The sequence below is a fragment of the Nocardioides sp. Leaf285 genome, assembly GCF_001422955.1.
Lineage (GTDB): Bacteria > Actinomycetota > Actinomycetes > Propionibacteriales > Nocardioidaceae > Nocardioides > Nocardioides kribbensis.
In genome coordinates this window covers 631,060-647,314 of record NZ_LMNH01000004.1, presented here as the reverse complement: position 1 = coordinate 647,314, position 16,255 = coordinate 631,060, and the positions used below count along the sequence as shown (strand labels likewise).

The following is a 16,255-nucleotide window of genomic DNA, read 5'->3' as shown; positions in this document are numbered from 1 at the left end:
CGCTCACATCCGGAAGACGCCGTAGGAGGGGCTGGGCACCGGCGCGTGCGCGGCGGCCGCCAGGCCCATGCCGAGCACCCGGCGGGTGTCGACGGGGTCGATGACGCCGTCGTCCCACAGCCGGGCCGTGGAGTAGTACGGCGAGCCCTGCGCGTCGTACTGCTCGCGGATCGGGGCGCGGAAGTCCTCCTCCGCCTCGGCCGACCAGTCCTCGCCGCGGGCCTCGAGCCCGTCGCGGCGCACCGTGGCCAGCACCGAGGCGGCCTGCTCGCCGCCCATCACCGAGATCCGCGCGTTGGGCCACATCCACAGGAAGCGCGGGTCGTAGGCCCGCCCGCACATGCCGTAGTTGCCCGCGCCGAAGGAGCCGCCGATGACGACGGTGAACTTCGGGACGACGCTGCACGCGACCGCGGTGACCAGCTTGGCGCCGTCGCGCGCGATGCCGTTGTTCTCGTACTCGCGCCCGACCATGAAGCCCGAGATGTTCTGCAGGAAGACCAGCGGGATGCCGCGCTGGTTGCACAGCTCGATGAAGTGCGCGCCCTTGAGCGCCGACTCGCTGAAGAGGATGCCGTTGTTGGCCACGATGCCGACCGGGTGGCCCCACACGTGGGCGAAGCCGCACACCAGGGTCTCGCCGTAGAGCTGCTTGAACTCCTGGAAGCGGCTGCCGTCGACGACGCGGCGGATCACCTCGCGCACGTCGTAGGGCGTGCGGACCTCCGCGGGCACGACGTCGAGCAGGCCGGCGGGGTCCTCCAGCGGCTCCTCCACCGGGCGCACCTCCCACGGCGGCGGCGGGGTCGGTCGCAGCGTGTCGACGATGCCGCGCACCACCGCGAGGGCGTGGTCGTCGTCGTCGGCGAGGTGGTCGACGACCCCGGACGTGCGGGCGTGGACGTCACCGCCGCCGAGCTCCTCGGCCGTGACGACCTCGCCGGTCGCGGCCTTCACCAGCGGCGGGCCGCCGAGGAAGATCGTGCCCTGCTCGCGCACGATGACGCTCTCGTCGGCCATCGCCGGCACGTAGGCGCCGCCGGCGGTGCAGGAGCCCATGACGCTGGCGATCTGCGGGATGCCCCGCGCCGACATCGTGGCCTGGTTGAAGAAGATCCGCCCGAAGTGCTCGCGGTCGGGGAAGACGTCGTCCTGCATCGGCAGGAAGGCCCCGCCGGAGTCGACGAGGTAGACGCAGGGCAGGTGGTTCTCCGCCGCGACCTGCTGGGCGCGCAGGTGCTTCTTGACCGTGAGCGGGTAGTAGGTGCCGCCCTTGACCGTGGCGTCGTTGGCCACCACCACGCAGAGCCGGCCGCTGACCTGGCCGACCCCGGTGACGATGCCGGCGCTGGGCACGGCGTCGATCCCGGCGTCGACCCCGGCGTCGACCCCGGGTCCGGCCTGGCCCGGGGTGCCGTACATGCCCGTGGCGGCGAGGGGGCTCAGCTCGAGGAAGGGGCTGCCGGGGTCGAGCAGCCGGTCGACCCGGTCGCGCACCAGCAGCTTGCCGCGGTCGGTGTGCTTGGCCCGCGCGGCCTCGGTGCCGCCGCGCCGCGCCGCGGCCAGCCGCTCGTGCAGGTCGGCGGTGAGCTCCCTGAGGTCTGTCACGCGCCCAGGTTAGCGATCGTTAACCGCAGCGTCCACGGGATGCCCCCGCCGGCCCGTCCGGGGCGGCCGGGGGCTGGAACGTCGCCCGGTGCGCCGGTGAACGAGCGCTAACCTGTGCCGGTGACGACCGAGCAGGACGCCCCGCCCAGCCGGCGGCAGCAGATCCTCGACACGGCCGCCGAGCTCTTCGCCCAGCGCGGCTTCCACGGTGTCTCGGTCGCCGACCTCGGCGCGGCGTGCGGCATCTCGGGCCCGGCGCTCTACAAGCACTTCGCCAGCAAGGACGCCGTGCTGGCCGAGATGCTGGTCACGATCAGCGAGCAGCTGCTGGCCGTCGGGCGCGAGCGGGCCGCGGCGACCGACTCGCCGGCGGCCGCGCTCGAGGCCCTCGTCGGCTGGCACGTCGACTTCGCGCTGCGCCACCGGGCGCTCATCGTGGTGCAGGACCGCGACTGGGAGTCCTTGCCCCCCGCCGCGCGCGAGCAGGTGAGGCTGCTGCAGCGGCAGTACGTCGAGGTCTGGGCCGAGCAGCTGCGGCTGCTGCACCCCGACCTCGGGCTCGGCGCCGCCCGCGCCACCGCCCACGCGGCCTTCGGGCTGATCAACTCCACGCCCCACAGCGGCCTGCTCGACGACGCGGCCATGCGCGACCTGCTGCGCGCCATGGCCGTCCGCGCCCTGCGCGCCGACGCCTGACCCGGGCCGGGCGACCGCGCGCGGGGCCGCGGGGTCAGGCGACGGGGCTGACCGCGGGCTCGGGCGTGGCGACGGGGTCGGCGACCCGCTCGATGCGGCGCAGCGCCGGCTGGGCGACGAGGGCGAGCACGACCGCGAGGCCGGCCCCGGTCACCGAGACCGCGAAGGCCGCGGTGTGGCCCGAGGCGTCGGCCAGGCGCCCGGCGGTGCTGGAGCCCAGGGCGTAGCCGATCCCGGTGGCGCCGGCCATCAGCGTCATCGCGGCGCCGACGCGGGCGCGCGGGGCGACCCGCTCGGCGAGGGTGAAGGTGGTGATCATGTAAGGCGCGATCACCGTGCCGAGCACCATCACGACGGCGACCAGCGGACCGAGGCCGTCGACCAGCAGCAGCGGCGCGGACAGCACGAGCATGCCGACCGCGAAGGCCAGCAGCCGGCGGGCGGGGTGGAAGGAGTCGGGCAGCAGCACCATCGCGAGGCCGGCCAGCACCGAGCCGATGCCGAGGGTCGCGTGCACCAGGCCGGCCAGGCCGAGCTGGCCCTGGGCCTCGGCGAGCACCGACGTGCCGGTCTGCACCGACCCGAAGAGCACGCCCACCAGCAGCTGCGCCCCGAAGAGCGCCGCGAAGGTGCCGGTCACCAGGCGGCCGCGCGCGGCGCCGGCGTGGTCGGGGTCGACCAGACGAGCCGTCGGGTGCAGGCCGAACCACGTGCCGAAGGCCAGCAGGAGCGCGGCGGCCACCACGACCGCGGTGCCGGGGCTGGCGATGGCGACGACGACGCCGAGCAGGGCCGGGCCCAGCACGTACGACGCCTCGTCGGCCGCGCCCTCGTAGGAGAACGCGGCGTCGACCAGCCGCGAGCGGGCCGCGCCGGTGCCGCGGGTGATCGGGCGCCAGCGCACGCGGGCCAGCGGGCCCACCTGCGGGATGAGCAGGCCGGCCGCGCCGGCCGCGGCGACGAGCACGCCGGTGGCGGCGCCCCGGTGGGCCAGTGCGACGAGCACGAGCAGGCCCGCCCCGCCGAGGAGCGACTGCACGACCACGACGGGGCGCTGGCCCAGGCGGTCGGCGAGCGCGCCGGCGACCGGCGAGCCGACCGCGTTGGCCACGGCGAGGCTGCCGGCGGCCAGGCCGCCCGCGGCGTAGGAGCCGGTGACGGAGGAGACGAGGAGCAGGGCGCCCATCTGGCTCATCGCCGCGGGCAGGCGGCCGACGAAGGCGACGACGACGTAGAGCGGACCGGTGAGGCCGAGGAGACGGCGGTAGCTGACGAGGGGTGACACGGATCGATCTCGAATCTTGCTGGTGTCGGGGCGCGACACGTCCGGCGCGCGTCGAACCCACCTCCGAGACGCGCAGGAACCCTCTGCTCCAGCCATCGTAGCGAGTGCTACGTCGTGCCGGGAAGTCCTCGTTCGCGCCGCGGCCCCGGGCCGGGTCGCTCAGAACAGACGGTCGAGCGCGGCCCCGGGGCCGCCGTCGGCGCCCGGGTCGCCGGCGCCGCGCTCGAGCAGGTCGAGCAGCCGCGCGGCGCGCACGCTCGCGTCGAGCGCCAGGGTCAGGTCGTCGAGGTCCTCCCCCGCGCCGGCCGCGTCGCCCTGGCCGGGGTGTTCCCCGCGACCGGCCGGGCCGGGGTCCCCGGCATGGTCGGCGTGGTCGGCGTGCAGCCGCGCCAGCAGCTCCTCGCGGCCCACGCCGCGCAGGTGCAGCAGCACGAAGGGGTCGGCCTCCAGCAGCCAGGTCAGCTGGTAGAGCACCGCGAGGGCGTGCGCGCAGGGGTCGGTCCAGGCGGGGCAGGTGCAGGTGGTGGCGAGCTCGCCGCCGTAGGGCAGCAGCTCGACGCCAGCCTCCTCGGCGTGCTCGACCAGGTCGTGGGGCAGGTCGCCGCCCAGCAGCGCGGCGACCCGGCCCGAGGCCGCCGCCACCGCCTCCACCAGGGCCTCGGCGCCGGGCCGGTCGAGCACGGGGACCTCCCCGGAGACCGTCCACAGGCCGTGGGCGTCCTCCACGGAGGCGAGGAAGGACCCGTCGTCGACGCTCACCTGCCCCACCCGCCCGCCACGGGCCAGGCTGCGGCCGGCGGCCAGGTCGGCCTCGGCGTAGGCCGACTCCTCGACCGCGCGCACCCACGCCTTGCCCCACCACGTGCTCGCCCGGGTGCGCGAGCGGCGCGGGGCGAGCCGGGGGTGGAGCAGGGCGCTCACGGGAGGTCCGGCCCGCCGGCCGCGGCGCCCCCGGCGGGGTCGCGGCGCAGGGTCACGAGGTCGCGCAGCTCCGCGTCGCTCAGCTCGGTGAGCGCGGCCTCCCCGCCCCCGAGCACGGCGTCGGCCAGCGCCCGCTTGCGCGCCAGCAGCTCGCCCACCTTCTCCTCGATCGTGCCGCGGGTGGTCATGCGGTGCACCTGCACCGGGCGGGTCTGGCCGATGCGGTAGGCGCGGTCGGTGGCCTGCTCCTCGACCGCGGGGTTCCACCAGCGGTCGAGGTGGACGACGTGGTCGGCACGGGTGAGGTTGAGCCCCGTGCCCCCGGCCTTGAGCGAGAGCAGGAAGACCGGCGCGGGCTCGTCGGGCGCAGCGTCCTGGAAGCGCCGCACCATCGCCTCGCGCTCGCGCACGGGGGTGCCGCCGTGGAGGAACTGGTGGGCGATCCCCTGGGCCGAGAGGTGGGACTCGACCAGCCGCGCCATCGCGACGTACTGCGTGAAGACCAGGGCGGCGCCGCCCTCGGCGAGCACCGTGGAGAGCAGCTCGTCGAGCAGGTCGATCTTCTCCGAGCGTCCCGCGACGCGGCCGCCCGACTGCTTGAGGAAGTGCGCGGGGTGGTTGCAGATCTGCTTGAGCCCGGTGAGCAGGGCCAGCACCAGACCGCGGCGGGTCTCCTCGTCGGCCCGCTCGATGCGCTCCATCGTGTCGCGCACGAAGGCCTCGTAGAGCACGGTCTGCTCGCGGGTCAGCGAGAGCGGGTGGTCGGTCTCGGTCTTGGCCGGCAGCTCCGGGGCGATGCCGGGGTCGGACTTGCGCCGGCGCAGCAGGAAGGGCTCGACGAGGTCGGCGAACTGCCGGGCCTTGGTCGGCTCGAGGCCCGACTCGATCGGCGCGGCCCACACCTTGCGGAAGGCGTTGCGGCTGCCCAGCAGCCCCGGGGTGGCCCAGTCGAGGATCGCCCACAGCTCGGTGAGGTCGTTCTCGACCGGGGTGCCGGTGAGCGCGACCCGGGCGCGGCTGGGGATGCGGCGCAGGTGGCGGGCCGTGGCCGAGCGGGGGTTCTTGACGTGCTGGGCCTCGTCGGCGACCACGAGGTCCCAGGCCACGCCGGCCAGCTGCTCGTGGGAGACCCGCATCGTGCCGTAGGTCGTCAGCACGAAGCCGGGGTCGCCGGTCAGGCCCGCCTCCAGGTCGTCGAGGGAGCGCTGGCCGCCGTGGAAGCGGCGCACCGGCACGCCGGGGGCGAAGCGCGCGATCTCGGCCTCCCAGTTGCCCAGCAGCGAGGTCGGGCAGACCACCAGGGTCGGGCCGGTGGCGCCCTCGTCGTGGCGGTGCAGGTGCAGCGCGATGAGGGTGACGGTCTTGCCCAGGCCCATGTCGTCGGCCAGGCAGGCCCCCAGGCCGAGCGAGGTCAGCTCGGCCAGCCAGGTCAGGCCGTGGCGCTGGTAGTCGCGCAGGGTGGCGCGCAGCCCGGCGGGGGTCTCGACGGGGGGCCTGACCGCGGCCTGCGTGATCCGGTCGCGCATCCTCAGCAGGCTCGCCCCGACCACCACCTGCTCCAGGGGGGCGGGCTCGGCGTCGGCGCGGCGCCGCTCGACCACCCCGACGCCGGTGAGCGCCGTCGCCAGCGCCTCGACCGCCGAGAGCGAGCGCACCATCCGCTGGCGCGCCTTGCGGGCCACCGCGGGGTCCACGACGGTCCAGCCGCCCCGCAGCCGCAGCACCGGGGCCGCGGCGGTGGCCAGCTGCTCCATCTCCTCCTCGGTGAGCGGGTCGCCGTGCAGAGCGACCTGCCAGCGGAAGGCGAAGAGCTGGTCGGGGGCCAGGATGCTGTCCTGGAGGGCCTCCTCCCGCGGGCCGGGTGCGGCCCGACCCGGCGCCGCCGGCCGGGCGTCGAGCACCGCCGTGGCGGTGAGGTCGCGGCCCAGCGAGCGCGGCCACAGCACGTCGACGCCGCGCTGCCCGAGCGCGCCCACGCCGACCTCGAGCAGGCTGACCAGCTCCTCGGCGTCGAGGGTGATCTCGTCGGGCACGCGCAGCTCGAGCAGCCGCTCGAGCACCGGCCAGGTGTCGGCGGCGGCGCGCAGCGCGACGAGGGCGTGCGTGCGGGCCCGGTCGCCGAACCCGTGGCCGCCGGGCTCGCCCGGGTCCTGCGTCCACAGCAGCGCCGCGTCGCAGACGTGGAGCGGGTTGCGCTCGTCGTGCACCTGGGGCACCAGCCGCACCGCACCGGCCACCAGCTCCTCCTCGTCGGCCTCCACCCGCAGCGACACCGTCACCAGCTGCGGGCGGTCGTCGGCCGGCTCCTCGCGGTGGGCCTCGATGCGCCGGCGCAGCCGGTCGGCGAAGGTCTCCCCCGAGCCCGAGCCCGAGCCCGACCCCGAGCCCGACCCCGTACGCCGGGCAGCGCCCGCCGCCCGCCGCGCGCCCGGCGCGTCCGCGCCGCCGGGCCGGGCCGCGTCGCGCCCTCCGGTGGGGGCGCCGCGGGGCATGGCGTCGCACACGGCGTCGAGCACCTGCCGCACGACGGCCTCCGCCTCCTGCTCGCTCAGGTCGTCGTGGTGGCGGGCCCGTGCCAGCATCGCCACCCGGTCGGCGTCGGCGTCGTCGAGCGGTGCGGCGCGCCACGAGGCCGAGCCGGTCCCGCCCTCCGGGTCACCGGCCCCGACCGCGGGCTCGAACCGGCCCGCGGCCACCAGCCGCAGCCCCAGCAGGGCCGCCCCGGAGAGCAGGGCCACGCTCGGGTGGAGGTCGTCGCGCGTGTGGGCCCGGGTGAGCACCGGCAGCGCCGCCCGCATCGGCAGCGCGACCGTGCGTCGCTCGTCGACGAACTCCACCACGCTCTCGCGGGGCGGGTCGGCCGGCCGGAAGGAGGCCGTGCCGGTGACGGGGACGAAGCTCAACGCAGCACCTTCGCAGCCGGGTCGGGGAGGGGACACCGACCGTAGCCGCCCCCGCCGACCAGCCCCGCCGCCCGGCCTCCCCCGGCGCCGGTGGCCGCGCGCCGCGGCCCGCACCCGGGGCCGGGCCCGCCCGCCGGAGGGGCACCCCGGCGCGCCGTAAGGTCGGGCCATGAGCATCCTCGACGCCCCGATCGCCCGCCTCGACGGCACGCCGAGCACCCTGCGCGAGATCACCGGCGGTCGCCCGGCGCTGCTGGTCAACGTGGCCAGCCGCTGCGGCCTGACCCCGCAGTACGCCGGCCTCGAGCGGCTCCACGAGGAGGTCGCCCCCCAGGGCTTCACCGTGGTCGGCCTGCCGTGCAACCAGTTCGCCGGCCAGGAGCCCGGCTCGGCCGAGGAGATCGAGGAGTTCTGCTCCGCGACCTACGGCGTGACCTTCCCGATGACCGAGAAGGTCGAGGTCAACGGGGAGGGGCGCCACCCGGTCTACGCCGAGCTGGTCCGCACCCCTGACGAGCAGGGTGAGGCCGGCGACGTGTCGTGGAACTTCGAGAAGTTCCTCCTCGCCGCCGACGGCACCGTCGTCGCGCGTTTCGGACCCCGGGTGGAGCCCCACGACCCCCGCCTCGTCGACGCCGTGGCCGCCCTCGTCGGCTGACCCGCCGGCGGCACCCGCCGACACCTGCCGGCCCCCGACCCGACCCGACCCGACGGACCCGTCCCCCGCCCTCCGGCGGGAGGCGGGTCCGCTGTCGTGCGCAGGCCCCCGGCCGCGGCTCGACCTCACCCCCACGGGTGGGCCCCGGGTAAAACCCGTGTGACGGGGCCGACGTAACGCAGGGGCGATCCAGCGTGCCTGCGCCGACAAGACCTCTCTCAGTGACGGCGCGCACGATCCGCCGACTTGAACGATCCAGACCGGCCTCGTCATGGTGGTCGTTGCCTCGCGGCTCAAGCAGCCGCACCGGTCGACGGGCCTCACGCAGCGCCCACCGGCAGTCAGGACCCACGACCCCGTCGTGCGCCGTCCGACCCATCTCATCAGTTCTGCGCATCAGCGCGTCCACCGAGAGGCTTCTCCATGTCCTTGCTCGAACGACACTTCAACGACCCCCACACCGACCACACCGGTGCGCCCGCCGGCCAGACCGGCCGCGTCGTCTCCGCCGACGAGGTCCTCGACCTCACCGTGCGCAGCCGGGTCTCGCTGCCCGGTCCGCGCCCGCGCGAGATCGTCGCCGTGCTCGACCCCGTGCGCGCCGACCCCGAGGACGCGACCTCCTCGGTGCGCACCGAGGAGGAGGTGCTGGCGGCCGCCGCCGAGCGGCTGACCCGCCACCTCCAGCCCGGCGAGCTCGTCGCGCCCACCGACGACGGCCAGCTGCGCCTGCGGCTGCGCCACGAGGACAAGGCCGCGCGCCCCGAGCGTCTGCAGGCCATGGCCTACCACGCCGTCGAGGCGCTGGAGTCGGTCGACCACCGCGAGGGCGACCGGCCCGCGGTGCTGGACCTCGGCGTCGGCTGGGCCCCCGTGAGCCGCAAGCAGGACGCCCACCAGGCCGAGGAGTACGCCGCCTCCGCCGCCGCCGAGTCGGTCCTGCAGCGCGACCTGCAGCCGCGACAGCTGGGTCGCCACCTGCGCGTGCGCCGCCCCCACATCGACTGGTGGTCGGCCGGCAACCAGGTCGCCATGGCCACCGTCGGCGCGGTCTTCCTGCCTTTCCTCGCGCTGGTCGGCCTCTACTCCTTCGGCCTCGACGTCTCCAGCGCCCTCTACTGGGTCCTCGTCGGCTCGCTGGGCGTGACCGCCCTGACGCTGTGGGCCGAGAGCTCCTACGCCCTCGACCCGCCGCGGCTGCCGGCCCGCCCGAGCGCCCCGGCGCCGCGGGCGAGCGCCGTCATCGCGGCGTACCTGCCCAACGAGGCCGACACCATCGTCGAGACCCTCGAGACCTTCCTGGCCCAGGAGTACTCCGGCGGCCTGCAGGTCGTGCTGGCCTACAACACCCCCTTCGCCCTGCCGGTCGAGGACGACCTGCGCGCAATGGCCGAGGCCCACCCCGACCTGACCCTGCTCAAGGTCAAGGACTCGACCTCCAAGGCGCAGAACGTCAACGCCGCGCTGCGCGTGGCCGAGGGCGAGCTGATCGGCATCTTCGACGCCGACCACCACCCCATGCCCGGCGCCTTCGAGCGCGCGTGGCACTGGATCGGCGCCGACGAGGACCCCGCCGACGTCGTGCAGGGCCACTGCGTCATCCGCAACGGATCGGAGTCGGCCCTGGCCAAGCTGGTCGCGGTGGAGTTCGAGCAGATCTACGCCGTCTCCCACCCCGGCCGCGCCCGCCTCCACGGCTTCGGCATCTTCGGCGGCTCCAACGGCTACTGGCGCGCCTCCGCCCTCGAGCGGATCCGCCTGCGCGGCTCCTTCCTCACCGAGGACATCGAGGCCTCGATGCGGGTGCTGGAGGCCGGCGGTCGCATCGTCAACGACCCGGGCCTGATCTCGCGCGAGCTGGCCCCCGAGACCCCCCGCGCGCTGTGGAAGCAGCGGATGCGCTGGGCCCAGGGCTGGTTCCAGGTCTCGCTGCGCCACCTCGGCCCGATCCTGCGCTCGCGCAGCCTCAGCCTGCGCCAGAAGATCGGCGCGTCCTACCTGCTGGCCTGGCGCGAGCTCTACCCGTGGATCTCCATCACCGCCTGGCCGCTCTTCGGGTTCCTGGCCTGGCGCGACGGCGGGCTCGACATGACCTCGCCGCTCTTCCTGCTCATCACCCTCTTCGTGAGCGTCTCGGGCCCGCTGCAGACGCTGGCGGCCTACCGCCTCGCCGCTCCGGAGATCCGGGCCCACAAGGCGTGGTTCTGGGGCGCGATGGTGGCCAACCTGCTGCTCTACACCGAGGCCAAGAACCTCGTAAACCGCGTGGCCCAGCTCAAGCAGCTTCGCGGGGAGCACCAGTGGGTCGTCACCCCGCGGCGCTCGCGCGGCGACGAGGCCGCCTCCGCCGAGCACCCCCCGTCCGACCGCACGACCGACCGCACGTCCGCCGAGACCGAGGAGGTGGCCGCATGAGCTCGACCCTGACCTCACGTCCCACCGCACACCCCGACACCACGCAGGACACCAGCCAGGACGCCGGCCTCGCCACCGGCGCGACCGGCCGCACGCCGTCGCAGGACCCGGTCGCGGCCACCGCGTCGCCGTCCTCGCCGGTCTACCCGCTCGGCTGGCTGCGCGCGCTCGCGGCGCTGTCGGTCGTGACCTTCCACGCCTACCAGAACAACCGCTCGGGGCCCGACTCCGCCTGGCCCTTCAGCGGGATCGGGCACCAGCTCATGGGCGGCACCGACCTCTTCGTCGACATGTTCTTCGTGCTCTCGGGGTTGGTGCTGTGGCTGCCGATCGCCCGCGCCGCCGAGCGCGGCGTGGCCAGCCGGTCGGGGCGCACCCTGCTCTACCGGCGCATGGCCCGGCTGCTGCCGCTCTACGTCGTGCTCGTGCTGCTGGTGTGGTCGCTGACCAACCCGACCTTCCCCGGTCACTGGGTCGACCTGGTCACCCACCTGACCTTCACCCACATCTACAGCGACCAGTACATCTTCTGGACCAACGGCCCGGCCTGGTCGCTCGCGGTGGAGTTCCACTTCTACGTGCTCGTCGCGCTGAGCGTGCCGCTGGTCAACGCCGGTGTCCGCCGTGCCACCACCCGCCGCGGCCGGCTGGCGGTCGCCTCGGCGCTGCCCGCCGCCCTGGTGGTCGTGAGCCCGGTCTACCTGGCCTGGGCGATGCTCGCGGGCGTCCCCCACACCGACTGGTCGACGTGGTTCTCCCCGCTCTCGCGGGCCACCGACTTCGGCCTCGGCATGGGCCTGGCCCTGCTCGCCGTCGCCGGCGTCCGCCTCGGCGGCGTCGCCCGCGGGGCACTGCTGGCCCTCGGGCTGGGTGCGCTGCTCGCCCTGGTGATCACCCGCCCGCTCTCGGTGGCCGGCGAGTGGTGGCACCCGCTCTACGCCCTCGCCATCTGCGTGGCGCTGTCGTCGATCGTGCTGCACGACGGGCCCTACCCGTCCTGGCTGTCGTGGCGCCCGCTCGCCTGGCTCGGCGGCCTGGGCTACGGCATCTACCTCATCCACGAGCCGGTCATGCGCTTCCTGGGGTCCCTCGGCCTCTTCCCCGACCCCGCTCCCGGCTGGCGCTTCCTCGTCACCGCGGTGCTGGTGGCCGTGCCCTCGGTGGCGCTGGCCTGGGTCAGCTCGCGCACCGTGGAGGCCGCCGGGCAGCGGATGCTCGGCCTCATGGAGCGCGACGGCTCGCCGCGCGACTTCTACGCCCACCTCGAGGAGCCGGCGACCGCCGGGTCCCGGCGCGCCTGACGAGATCGACCCCGGCCACCCGGCCCCGGCCCGACGGCCGGGGCCGGGTGGCTACTGCGCGGGTGGCTACTGCGCGGGTGGCGCGGGCGGCGGGGCCGAGGGCCGGATGCGCGTGCCGTCGGGCTCGGGACCGGTGCCGGGCGGACCCCAGCCGCCGCTGGGCGGCTCGCCGGGGGCCGGGCCCCAGGCGGGGCGGGCCTGGTCGGCGTACGCCGGGGGCAGCGGGGGCAGCGACTGGCTCGCGGGCCCACCACCGCGGCCGCCGGCGCGGGCCAGGCCGCCCGGTCCGCCGAGCGCGCGCAGCACGACCAGCACCAGCAGCGCCCCGCCCAGCGCGCCCAGGACGACGCCCCACCAGGTGGGGTGCTCGACGGCCAGCACGATCGTCGCCAGCGGGGTGACGGTCACGGCCATGGCCACCACCAGCACACGGAAGCCCACGTGGCGGGTGAGCGCGGCGCAGGCCGACCACCCGAGCATGAGCAGCAGGGCCAGCACGAGGACCACCCAGGCGTCGTCGTCGAAGCGGTCGACGTCGGGCAGGGGCTGGCCCGGGTCCTCCAGGCTGAAGCCGGCCAGCGCCCGCTCGAAGAAGCCGGTGACGGCCAGCACCCCGGTGAGCGTGGCGTAGCCGACGACCGTGAGCGCCCCGACCACCACGCCGCTGAGCGCCCGCGTGGGCAGCAGCCAGCCGCCGGCGGTGACCAGCACGGCGAAGAGCAGCAGCGCGACGGCGGGGCCGACCGCGCCGAGGTCGTCGCCGCTGTCGGAGGTGCCGAGCACGTCGTCGACGAGCTGGCCGTAGACGACGAAGAGCCCCAGCACGACCACGACCACGAAGGGCGCCCGGCGGGTCAGCACGTAGCCGCCGGCGGCGAGGAGCACCGCGGCGAGACCCGCGAGGTAGAGCGTCGCGTCGCTGTCGTCGAGCCCGACGCCCACCATCAGAGCCGCCGCGAGGGCACCGAAGGCACCCGGCCAGGAGACCAGGTCGTGGCGGTCGCGCCGGTCGTCGGCGCCGCCGGCGGTCCCGCCGCCGGCCGAGCCGCTCGCCGGGACAGCCACCGGGCCGGTCGGGCTCGCGCCGACCGGGCGGCCGTGAGCGGACCCCGGGGCCGCGGGCGCACCGGTCCCCCCGGGGAGGCCCGCGCCCGAGCCGGCCGTGGCGGCACCCGCGCGGCTGGTCACCACGCCGAGGGCGGCGACGCCCAGCAGACCGAGCGTCGCGAGCAGGCCGACGACGTAGTTGGACCAGTCGAGCTCCCCGTCGAAGCGGGAGTAGAGCGTCGACAGCGCCACCGCGGTCGACAGCAACGCCACCCCGAGCCCGACCGCAGCGCGCTCCGGGTCCAGCGGCCCGTCGACGTGCAGCCGGTCGAGCAGCGACGGGCCGGGCGGCTGCCCGGGTCCGCCCGGGTGTCCGCCACCCGCGCCAGGACCGGGGTACGCCGCCGACGCCGGGGCGCTCGGCGGGGCGCTCGGCGGGGCGCTCGGCGGCGGGGCGCTCGGCCGGGGCCCGGTCGGCCCCGGGGCGGCGGATCCCGCCGGCGGAGGCTCGGACGGAGGCGGGTCCGCCGGGACCGGCACGGGGGCAGGCGGCACGGGGGCAGGCGGCACGGGGGCGGGCGGACCGGGGGCGGGCGGACCGGGGGCGGGCGGACCGGACGGGCGCGGACTGGCGGGAGGGGGGCCGGTGGGGGGCCCGGCGTCGGGGGGCTGCGTCATCCCGGCAGCCTAGGGGCCGGCTCTTTACCTCCGCAGCGTTCTTCGCGGCCCTGCCCCCGCCGCCCCGCTCGCGGCGCCACCTCGCAGGGTGCCCGCGCGGCGCCGCGGACCGCAGGTGTCCCGGGCTGCGCCGTCGCCCGAGTCCTCGGCCTGCCTGCCGACACCCCCGGGCCGCGACACGTCCTGCGGTTGAACGAACGTTCGATCAACCCGACGCACTCCTCCAACGTCGGCGGCACCGTGGCGCGGACGACCTGGGGCCCGCACGTCCCGGGTCGGACGAACGTTCGACCAACCCGCGGCACTCCTCCAACGTCGGCCACACCGCGGCGCGGACGACCCGGGGTCCGCGGCTGCGCCGCACCGCCGGGCGCGACCGGTCAGGCCGGGCAGGACGGGCCGTGGGCCGGGCCCCGGGCCACGAGCGCGACGACCGCACCGACCGCACCGCCCATGCCGAGGGTCAGCCGCGCAGGGCCGGCAGCACGTCGGCGGCCACCTGCTCGAGGACCGCCTCGTCGCCGGCGTAGGGGCCGTCGGGGCGGGGCCAGTGCGTGATGACGTCGGTGAAGCCGAGCTCTGCGGCCCGCCCCGTCATGTCGGTGAAGACACCGGCGCTCTCCAGCGAGAACTGCGGTGCCGAGTCGAGGTTGAGGTAGCGCGGCACCTCGGCGGGGTCGCGACCGTGCTCGACCAGCGCCTCCTCGAGGGTCCGCCGTGCCTGGTCGAGGCCGTCGAACCACGCGTCGAGGGTGTCCACGCGCGGACCCGTGGTGACCCACGCGTCGCCGGTGCGGGCGGCGAAGCGCAGCGAGCGCGGGCCGTTGGCGGCCACCACGAGGGGCACGTCGCGCAGCGGTGGCAGCGTGCGGGCGTCGCGCGCGGAGAACCACCGGCCGTCGGCGTCGACGTGGTCCTCGGTGCGCAGCCGCACCAGCAGCTCGACGAACTCCTGGAACCGGTCGACCCGCTCCCGGGTGCTGAGCTCCTCGCCGCCGAGGATGCGCGAGTCGAGGTCGCCCCCCGTGCCGACGCCGAGCAGGAAGCGGCCGCCCGACACGTCGTCGAGCGACTGCACGTCGCGGTGCAGGGCCACCGGGTGGCGGAAGTTGGGCGAGGAGACGAAGGTGCCCAGGCCGATCCGCTCGGTGACCAGGGCGGCCGCGGTGAGGGTCGGGGTCGTGCCGTACCACGGCGACTCCGGCAGACCGCCCCACACGAGGTGGTCGTAGGTCCAGGCGTGGTCGAAGCCCATGGCCTCGGCGGCCTCCCACCGCGGGCGCGACTGCGCCCAGGGCAGCTCGGGCAGGATCGTCAGTCCGAAGCGCATGCCCGCGACTCTAGGGGCTGGAGCCCCCGCCCGGTCGGGGCGGCGGCCCGTGTCAGCCCCGCGGGATCCAGACCGAGCTCCCGATCTCGCCCTGCGCGGTCTGCGGCGCCTCGTCGGAGTCGCCGCCGCCCGCGCCCTCGGTGAGCACGGAGAACCGGACGGCGCCGTAGTCGCCGTCGTGCAGGCACGTCGAGGGCATCGTCAGCCGCGCGACGTCGTCGGCCCAGCGCAGCCGCAGCCCGTCGCACTCCAGCGGCGCCTCGGTGGGCTCGCGGTCGGTGAAGGCGCCCTCCACGACCTCGGCGCTCACGTCACCGCTGCCGTTCTTGCGGGCGACCAGCCTCAGCCCGGTGTCGCCGCGGGGGTCCAGGCTCACGACCAGCACCCCGGACCGGTCGGCGGCGAAGGTCGTGCGCACGACGACGCGGCGGTCGTCGTTGGCGACCTTGACCCGGGTCACGTCGAGCCGCTTGGCGCCGCCTGCGTCACCGGTCGCGTCGGTGACGACCACCGTGGCGGCCGACGCCGGGGAGGTGAGGGCGAGCGGGGCGGCGACCCCGAGGACGAGGGCGGCGGCCGCAGCCGCGGGGAGGAGGCGCATGGTCCTTGCTCCCACACCGACGGCCCGGCGTCACGCGACACGCCGCACGGCTGGCCCGCCGCCTCCCGCTGCCGGGGCCGCGGCGTCCGGGTCGGCCGCTCGCCGCGGGTTCGCCCGGTCGACGGGGCCGGTCAGCCGGTGGCGCCGGCGTCCTCGAGCTCGGGCGGCGGCGGGTAGCCGTTGCCCTGCCCGTAGTAGTCGAGCCACACGTCGTCGCCGAGCGCCGCGCCGGCCTCGACGTAGGACGCGCTGGTGCGGTAGCCGACCGCGGGGTCGGCCGCGAGGGCGACCAACCGGTCGGCCAGGGCCCGCTCGTCGCCCAGGTCCTCCTGGAGGAACGGTCCGTAGGTGCCCACCGTGACGATCCAGCCGTCGTGCAGGCTCGCGACGCTGAGGTAGCCGGGGTCCTCCTCGGGGTAGCCCGCCTCCCAGCTGAGCGCGGTGCGCACTCCCCCGGGGCTCGACTCCTCGCAGCCGGCGGCGAACCGCGTGGCCCGGCTGTTGCACGTGAAACGCTCGAAGGCCTCGGTGCGCCGGCTGACCACGACCCTGACGTGGGTGCTGATCCCGCGGTCGTCGGGGAAGGCCACCTCCACCCCGAGGGCGCTGCTCGGCACCCCGTCGCGGCGGAAGAGCGGCGCCGCGGCCGACGCCGACTGGCCGACGTGGTCGATGACCGCAGCGGCGAGGGCGCGGGAGGTCGTCGACTCGGAGGTGGGGCGCTCGTCGTCGGAGCGGTCGGCGGGGCCGGCGCCGCCCGCGCAGGCCGCCAGCGACACGGTCAGGGTGAGGGACAGCGTCGCGACCGCGAC

General features: G+C 76.1%; 12 protein-coding genes. 4 read left to right on the top strand and 8 right to left on the bottom strand.

What is annotated here, in order from left to right; all coding sequences use genetic code 11:
• Positions 1-3: 3 nt before the first annotated feature.
• Positions 4-1,608: a carboxyl transferase domain-containing protein gene (locus ASF47_RS17200; protein ID WP_056865160.1), complete on the bottom strand. Its 1,605-nt coding sequence runs from the start codon at positions 1,606-1,608 to the stop codon at positions 4-6.
• Between the two features lie 120 nt (positions 1,609-1,728).
• Here ASF47_RS17200 and ASF47_RS17195 point away from each other — a divergent pair, with 120 nt between their 5' ends.
• Positions 1,729-2,304 carry an SACE_7040 family transcriptional regulator gene (locus tag ASF47_RS17195; protein WP_056865321.1) on the top strand — a complete coding sequence of 192 codons (576 nt, stop codon included), beginning with the start codon at positions 1,729-1,731 and terminating at the stop codon, positions 2,302-2,304.
• A gap of 34 nt (positions 2,305-2,338) precedes the next feature.
• Here ASF47_RS17195 and ASF47_RS17190 read toward each other — a convergent pair whose 3' ends face one another.
• From ASF47_RS17190 to ASF47_RS17180, 3 genes are all read right to left on the bottom strand, one after another.
• On the bottom strand, positions 2,339-3,589 hold the full coding sequence (locus tag ASF47_RS17190; RefSeq protein ID WP_056865159.1) for an MFS transporter: 1,251 nt from the start codon (positions 3,587-3,589) through the stop codon (positions 2,339-2,341).
• A gap of 159 nt (positions 3,590-3,748) precedes the next feature.
• On the bottom strand, positions 3,749-4,510 hold the full coding sequence (locus ASF47_RS17185) for an SWIM zinc finger family protein (protein WP_082500452.1): 762 nt from the start codon (positions 4,508-4,510) through the stop codon (positions 3,749-3,751).
• Positions 4,507-7,413 carry a DEAD/DEAH box helicase gene (locus ASF47_RS17180; RefSeq protein ID WP_056865158.1) on the bottom strand — a complete coding sequence of 969 codons (2,907 nt, stop codon included), beginning with the start codon at positions 7,411-7,413 and terminating at the stop codon, positions 4,507-4,509. Before ASF47_RS17180 ends, ASF47_RS17185 begins: the two co-directional genes overlap by 4 nt.
• 169 nt (positions 7,414-7,582) lie before the next feature.
• On the opposite strand from ASF47_RS17180, the gene ASF47_RS17175 reads away from it, so the two are divergent.
• From ASF47_RS17175 to ASF47_RS17165, 3 genes are all read left to right on the top strand, one after another.
• Complete coding sequence (locus ASF47_RS17175) at positions 7,583-8,071, top strand: glutathione peroxidase (protein ID WP_056865157.1); 489 nt, start codon at positions 7,583-7,585, stop codon at positions 8,069-8,071.
• Between the two features lie 423 nt (positions 8,072-8,494).
• Complete coding sequence (locus tag ASF47_RS17170; RefSeq protein ID WP_056865156.1) at positions 8,495-10,486, top strand: glycosyltransferase; 1,992 nt, start codon at positions 8,495-8,497, stop codon at positions 10,484-10,486.
• Positions 10,483-11,787, top strand: coding sequence for an acyltransferase family protein (locus ASF47_RS17165; RefSeq protein ID WP_056865155.1), 1,305 nt, complete (start codon positions 10,483-10,485; stop codon positions 11,785-11,787). The genes ASF47_RS17170 and ASF47_RS17165 overlap by 4 nt, the downstream gene beginning before the upstream one ends.
• Positions 11,788-11,853: 66 nt before the next feature.
• On the opposite strand, the gene ASF47_RS21210 is transcribed toward ASF47_RS17165, so the two are convergent.
• From ASF47_RS21210 to ASF47_RS17145, 4 genes are all read right to left on the bottom strand, one after another.
• A complete protein-coding gene (locus tag ASF47_RS21210) occupies positions 11,854-13,107 on the bottom strand; it encodes a hypothetical protein (protein WP_156697966.1) in 1,254 nt (417 codons plus the stop codon).
• Positions 13,108-13,975: 868 nt separating this feature from the next.
• Positions 13,976-14,842 (bottom strand): LLM class flavin-dependent oxidoreductase, encoded by an 867-nt coding sequence (locus ASF47_RS17155; protein WP_056865153.1) that lies wholly within the window; start codon positions 14,840-14,842, stop codon positions 13,976-13,978.
• 52 nt (positions 14,843-14,894) lie between these two features.
• Positions 14,895-15,443 (bottom strand): hypothetical protein, encoded by a 549-nt coding sequence (locus ASF47_RS17150; protein ID WP_056865152.1) that lies wholly within the window; start codon positions 15,441-15,443, stop codon positions 14,895-14,897.
• Positions 15,444-15,574: 131 nt separating this feature from the next.
• Positions 15,575-16,222 carry a hypothetical protein gene (locus ASF47_RS17145; protein WP_156697965.1) on the bottom strand — a complete coding sequence of 216 codons (648 nt, stop codon included), beginning with the start codon at positions 16,220-16,222 and terminating at the stop codon, positions 15,575-15,577.
• Between the last annotated feature and the right edge of the window lie 33 nt (positions 16,223-16,255).

Bases quoted from the DNA above. Each gene is read 5' to 3' on its own strand.
- ASF47_RS17175 (WP_056865157.1), top strand. From the start codon at position 7,583: ATGAGCATCCTCGACGCCCCGATCGCCCGCCTCGACGGCACGCCGAGC.
- ASF47_RS17170 (WP_056865156.1), top strand. From the start codon at position 8,495: ATGTCCTTGCTCGAACGACACTTCAACGACCCCCACACCGACCACACC.
- ASF47_RS17165 (WP_056865155.1), top strand. From the start codon at position 10,483: ATGAGCTCGACCCTGACCTCACGTCCCACCGCACACCCCGACACCACG.
- ASF47_RS17155 (WP_056865153.1), bottom strand. From the start codon at position 14,842: ATGCGCTTCGGACTGACGATCCTGCCCGAGCTGCCCTGGGCGCAGTCG.
- ASF47_RS17150 (WP_056865152.1), bottom strand. From the start codon at position 15,443: ATGCGCCTCCTCCCCGCGGCTGCGGCCGCCGCCCTCGTCCTCGGGGTC.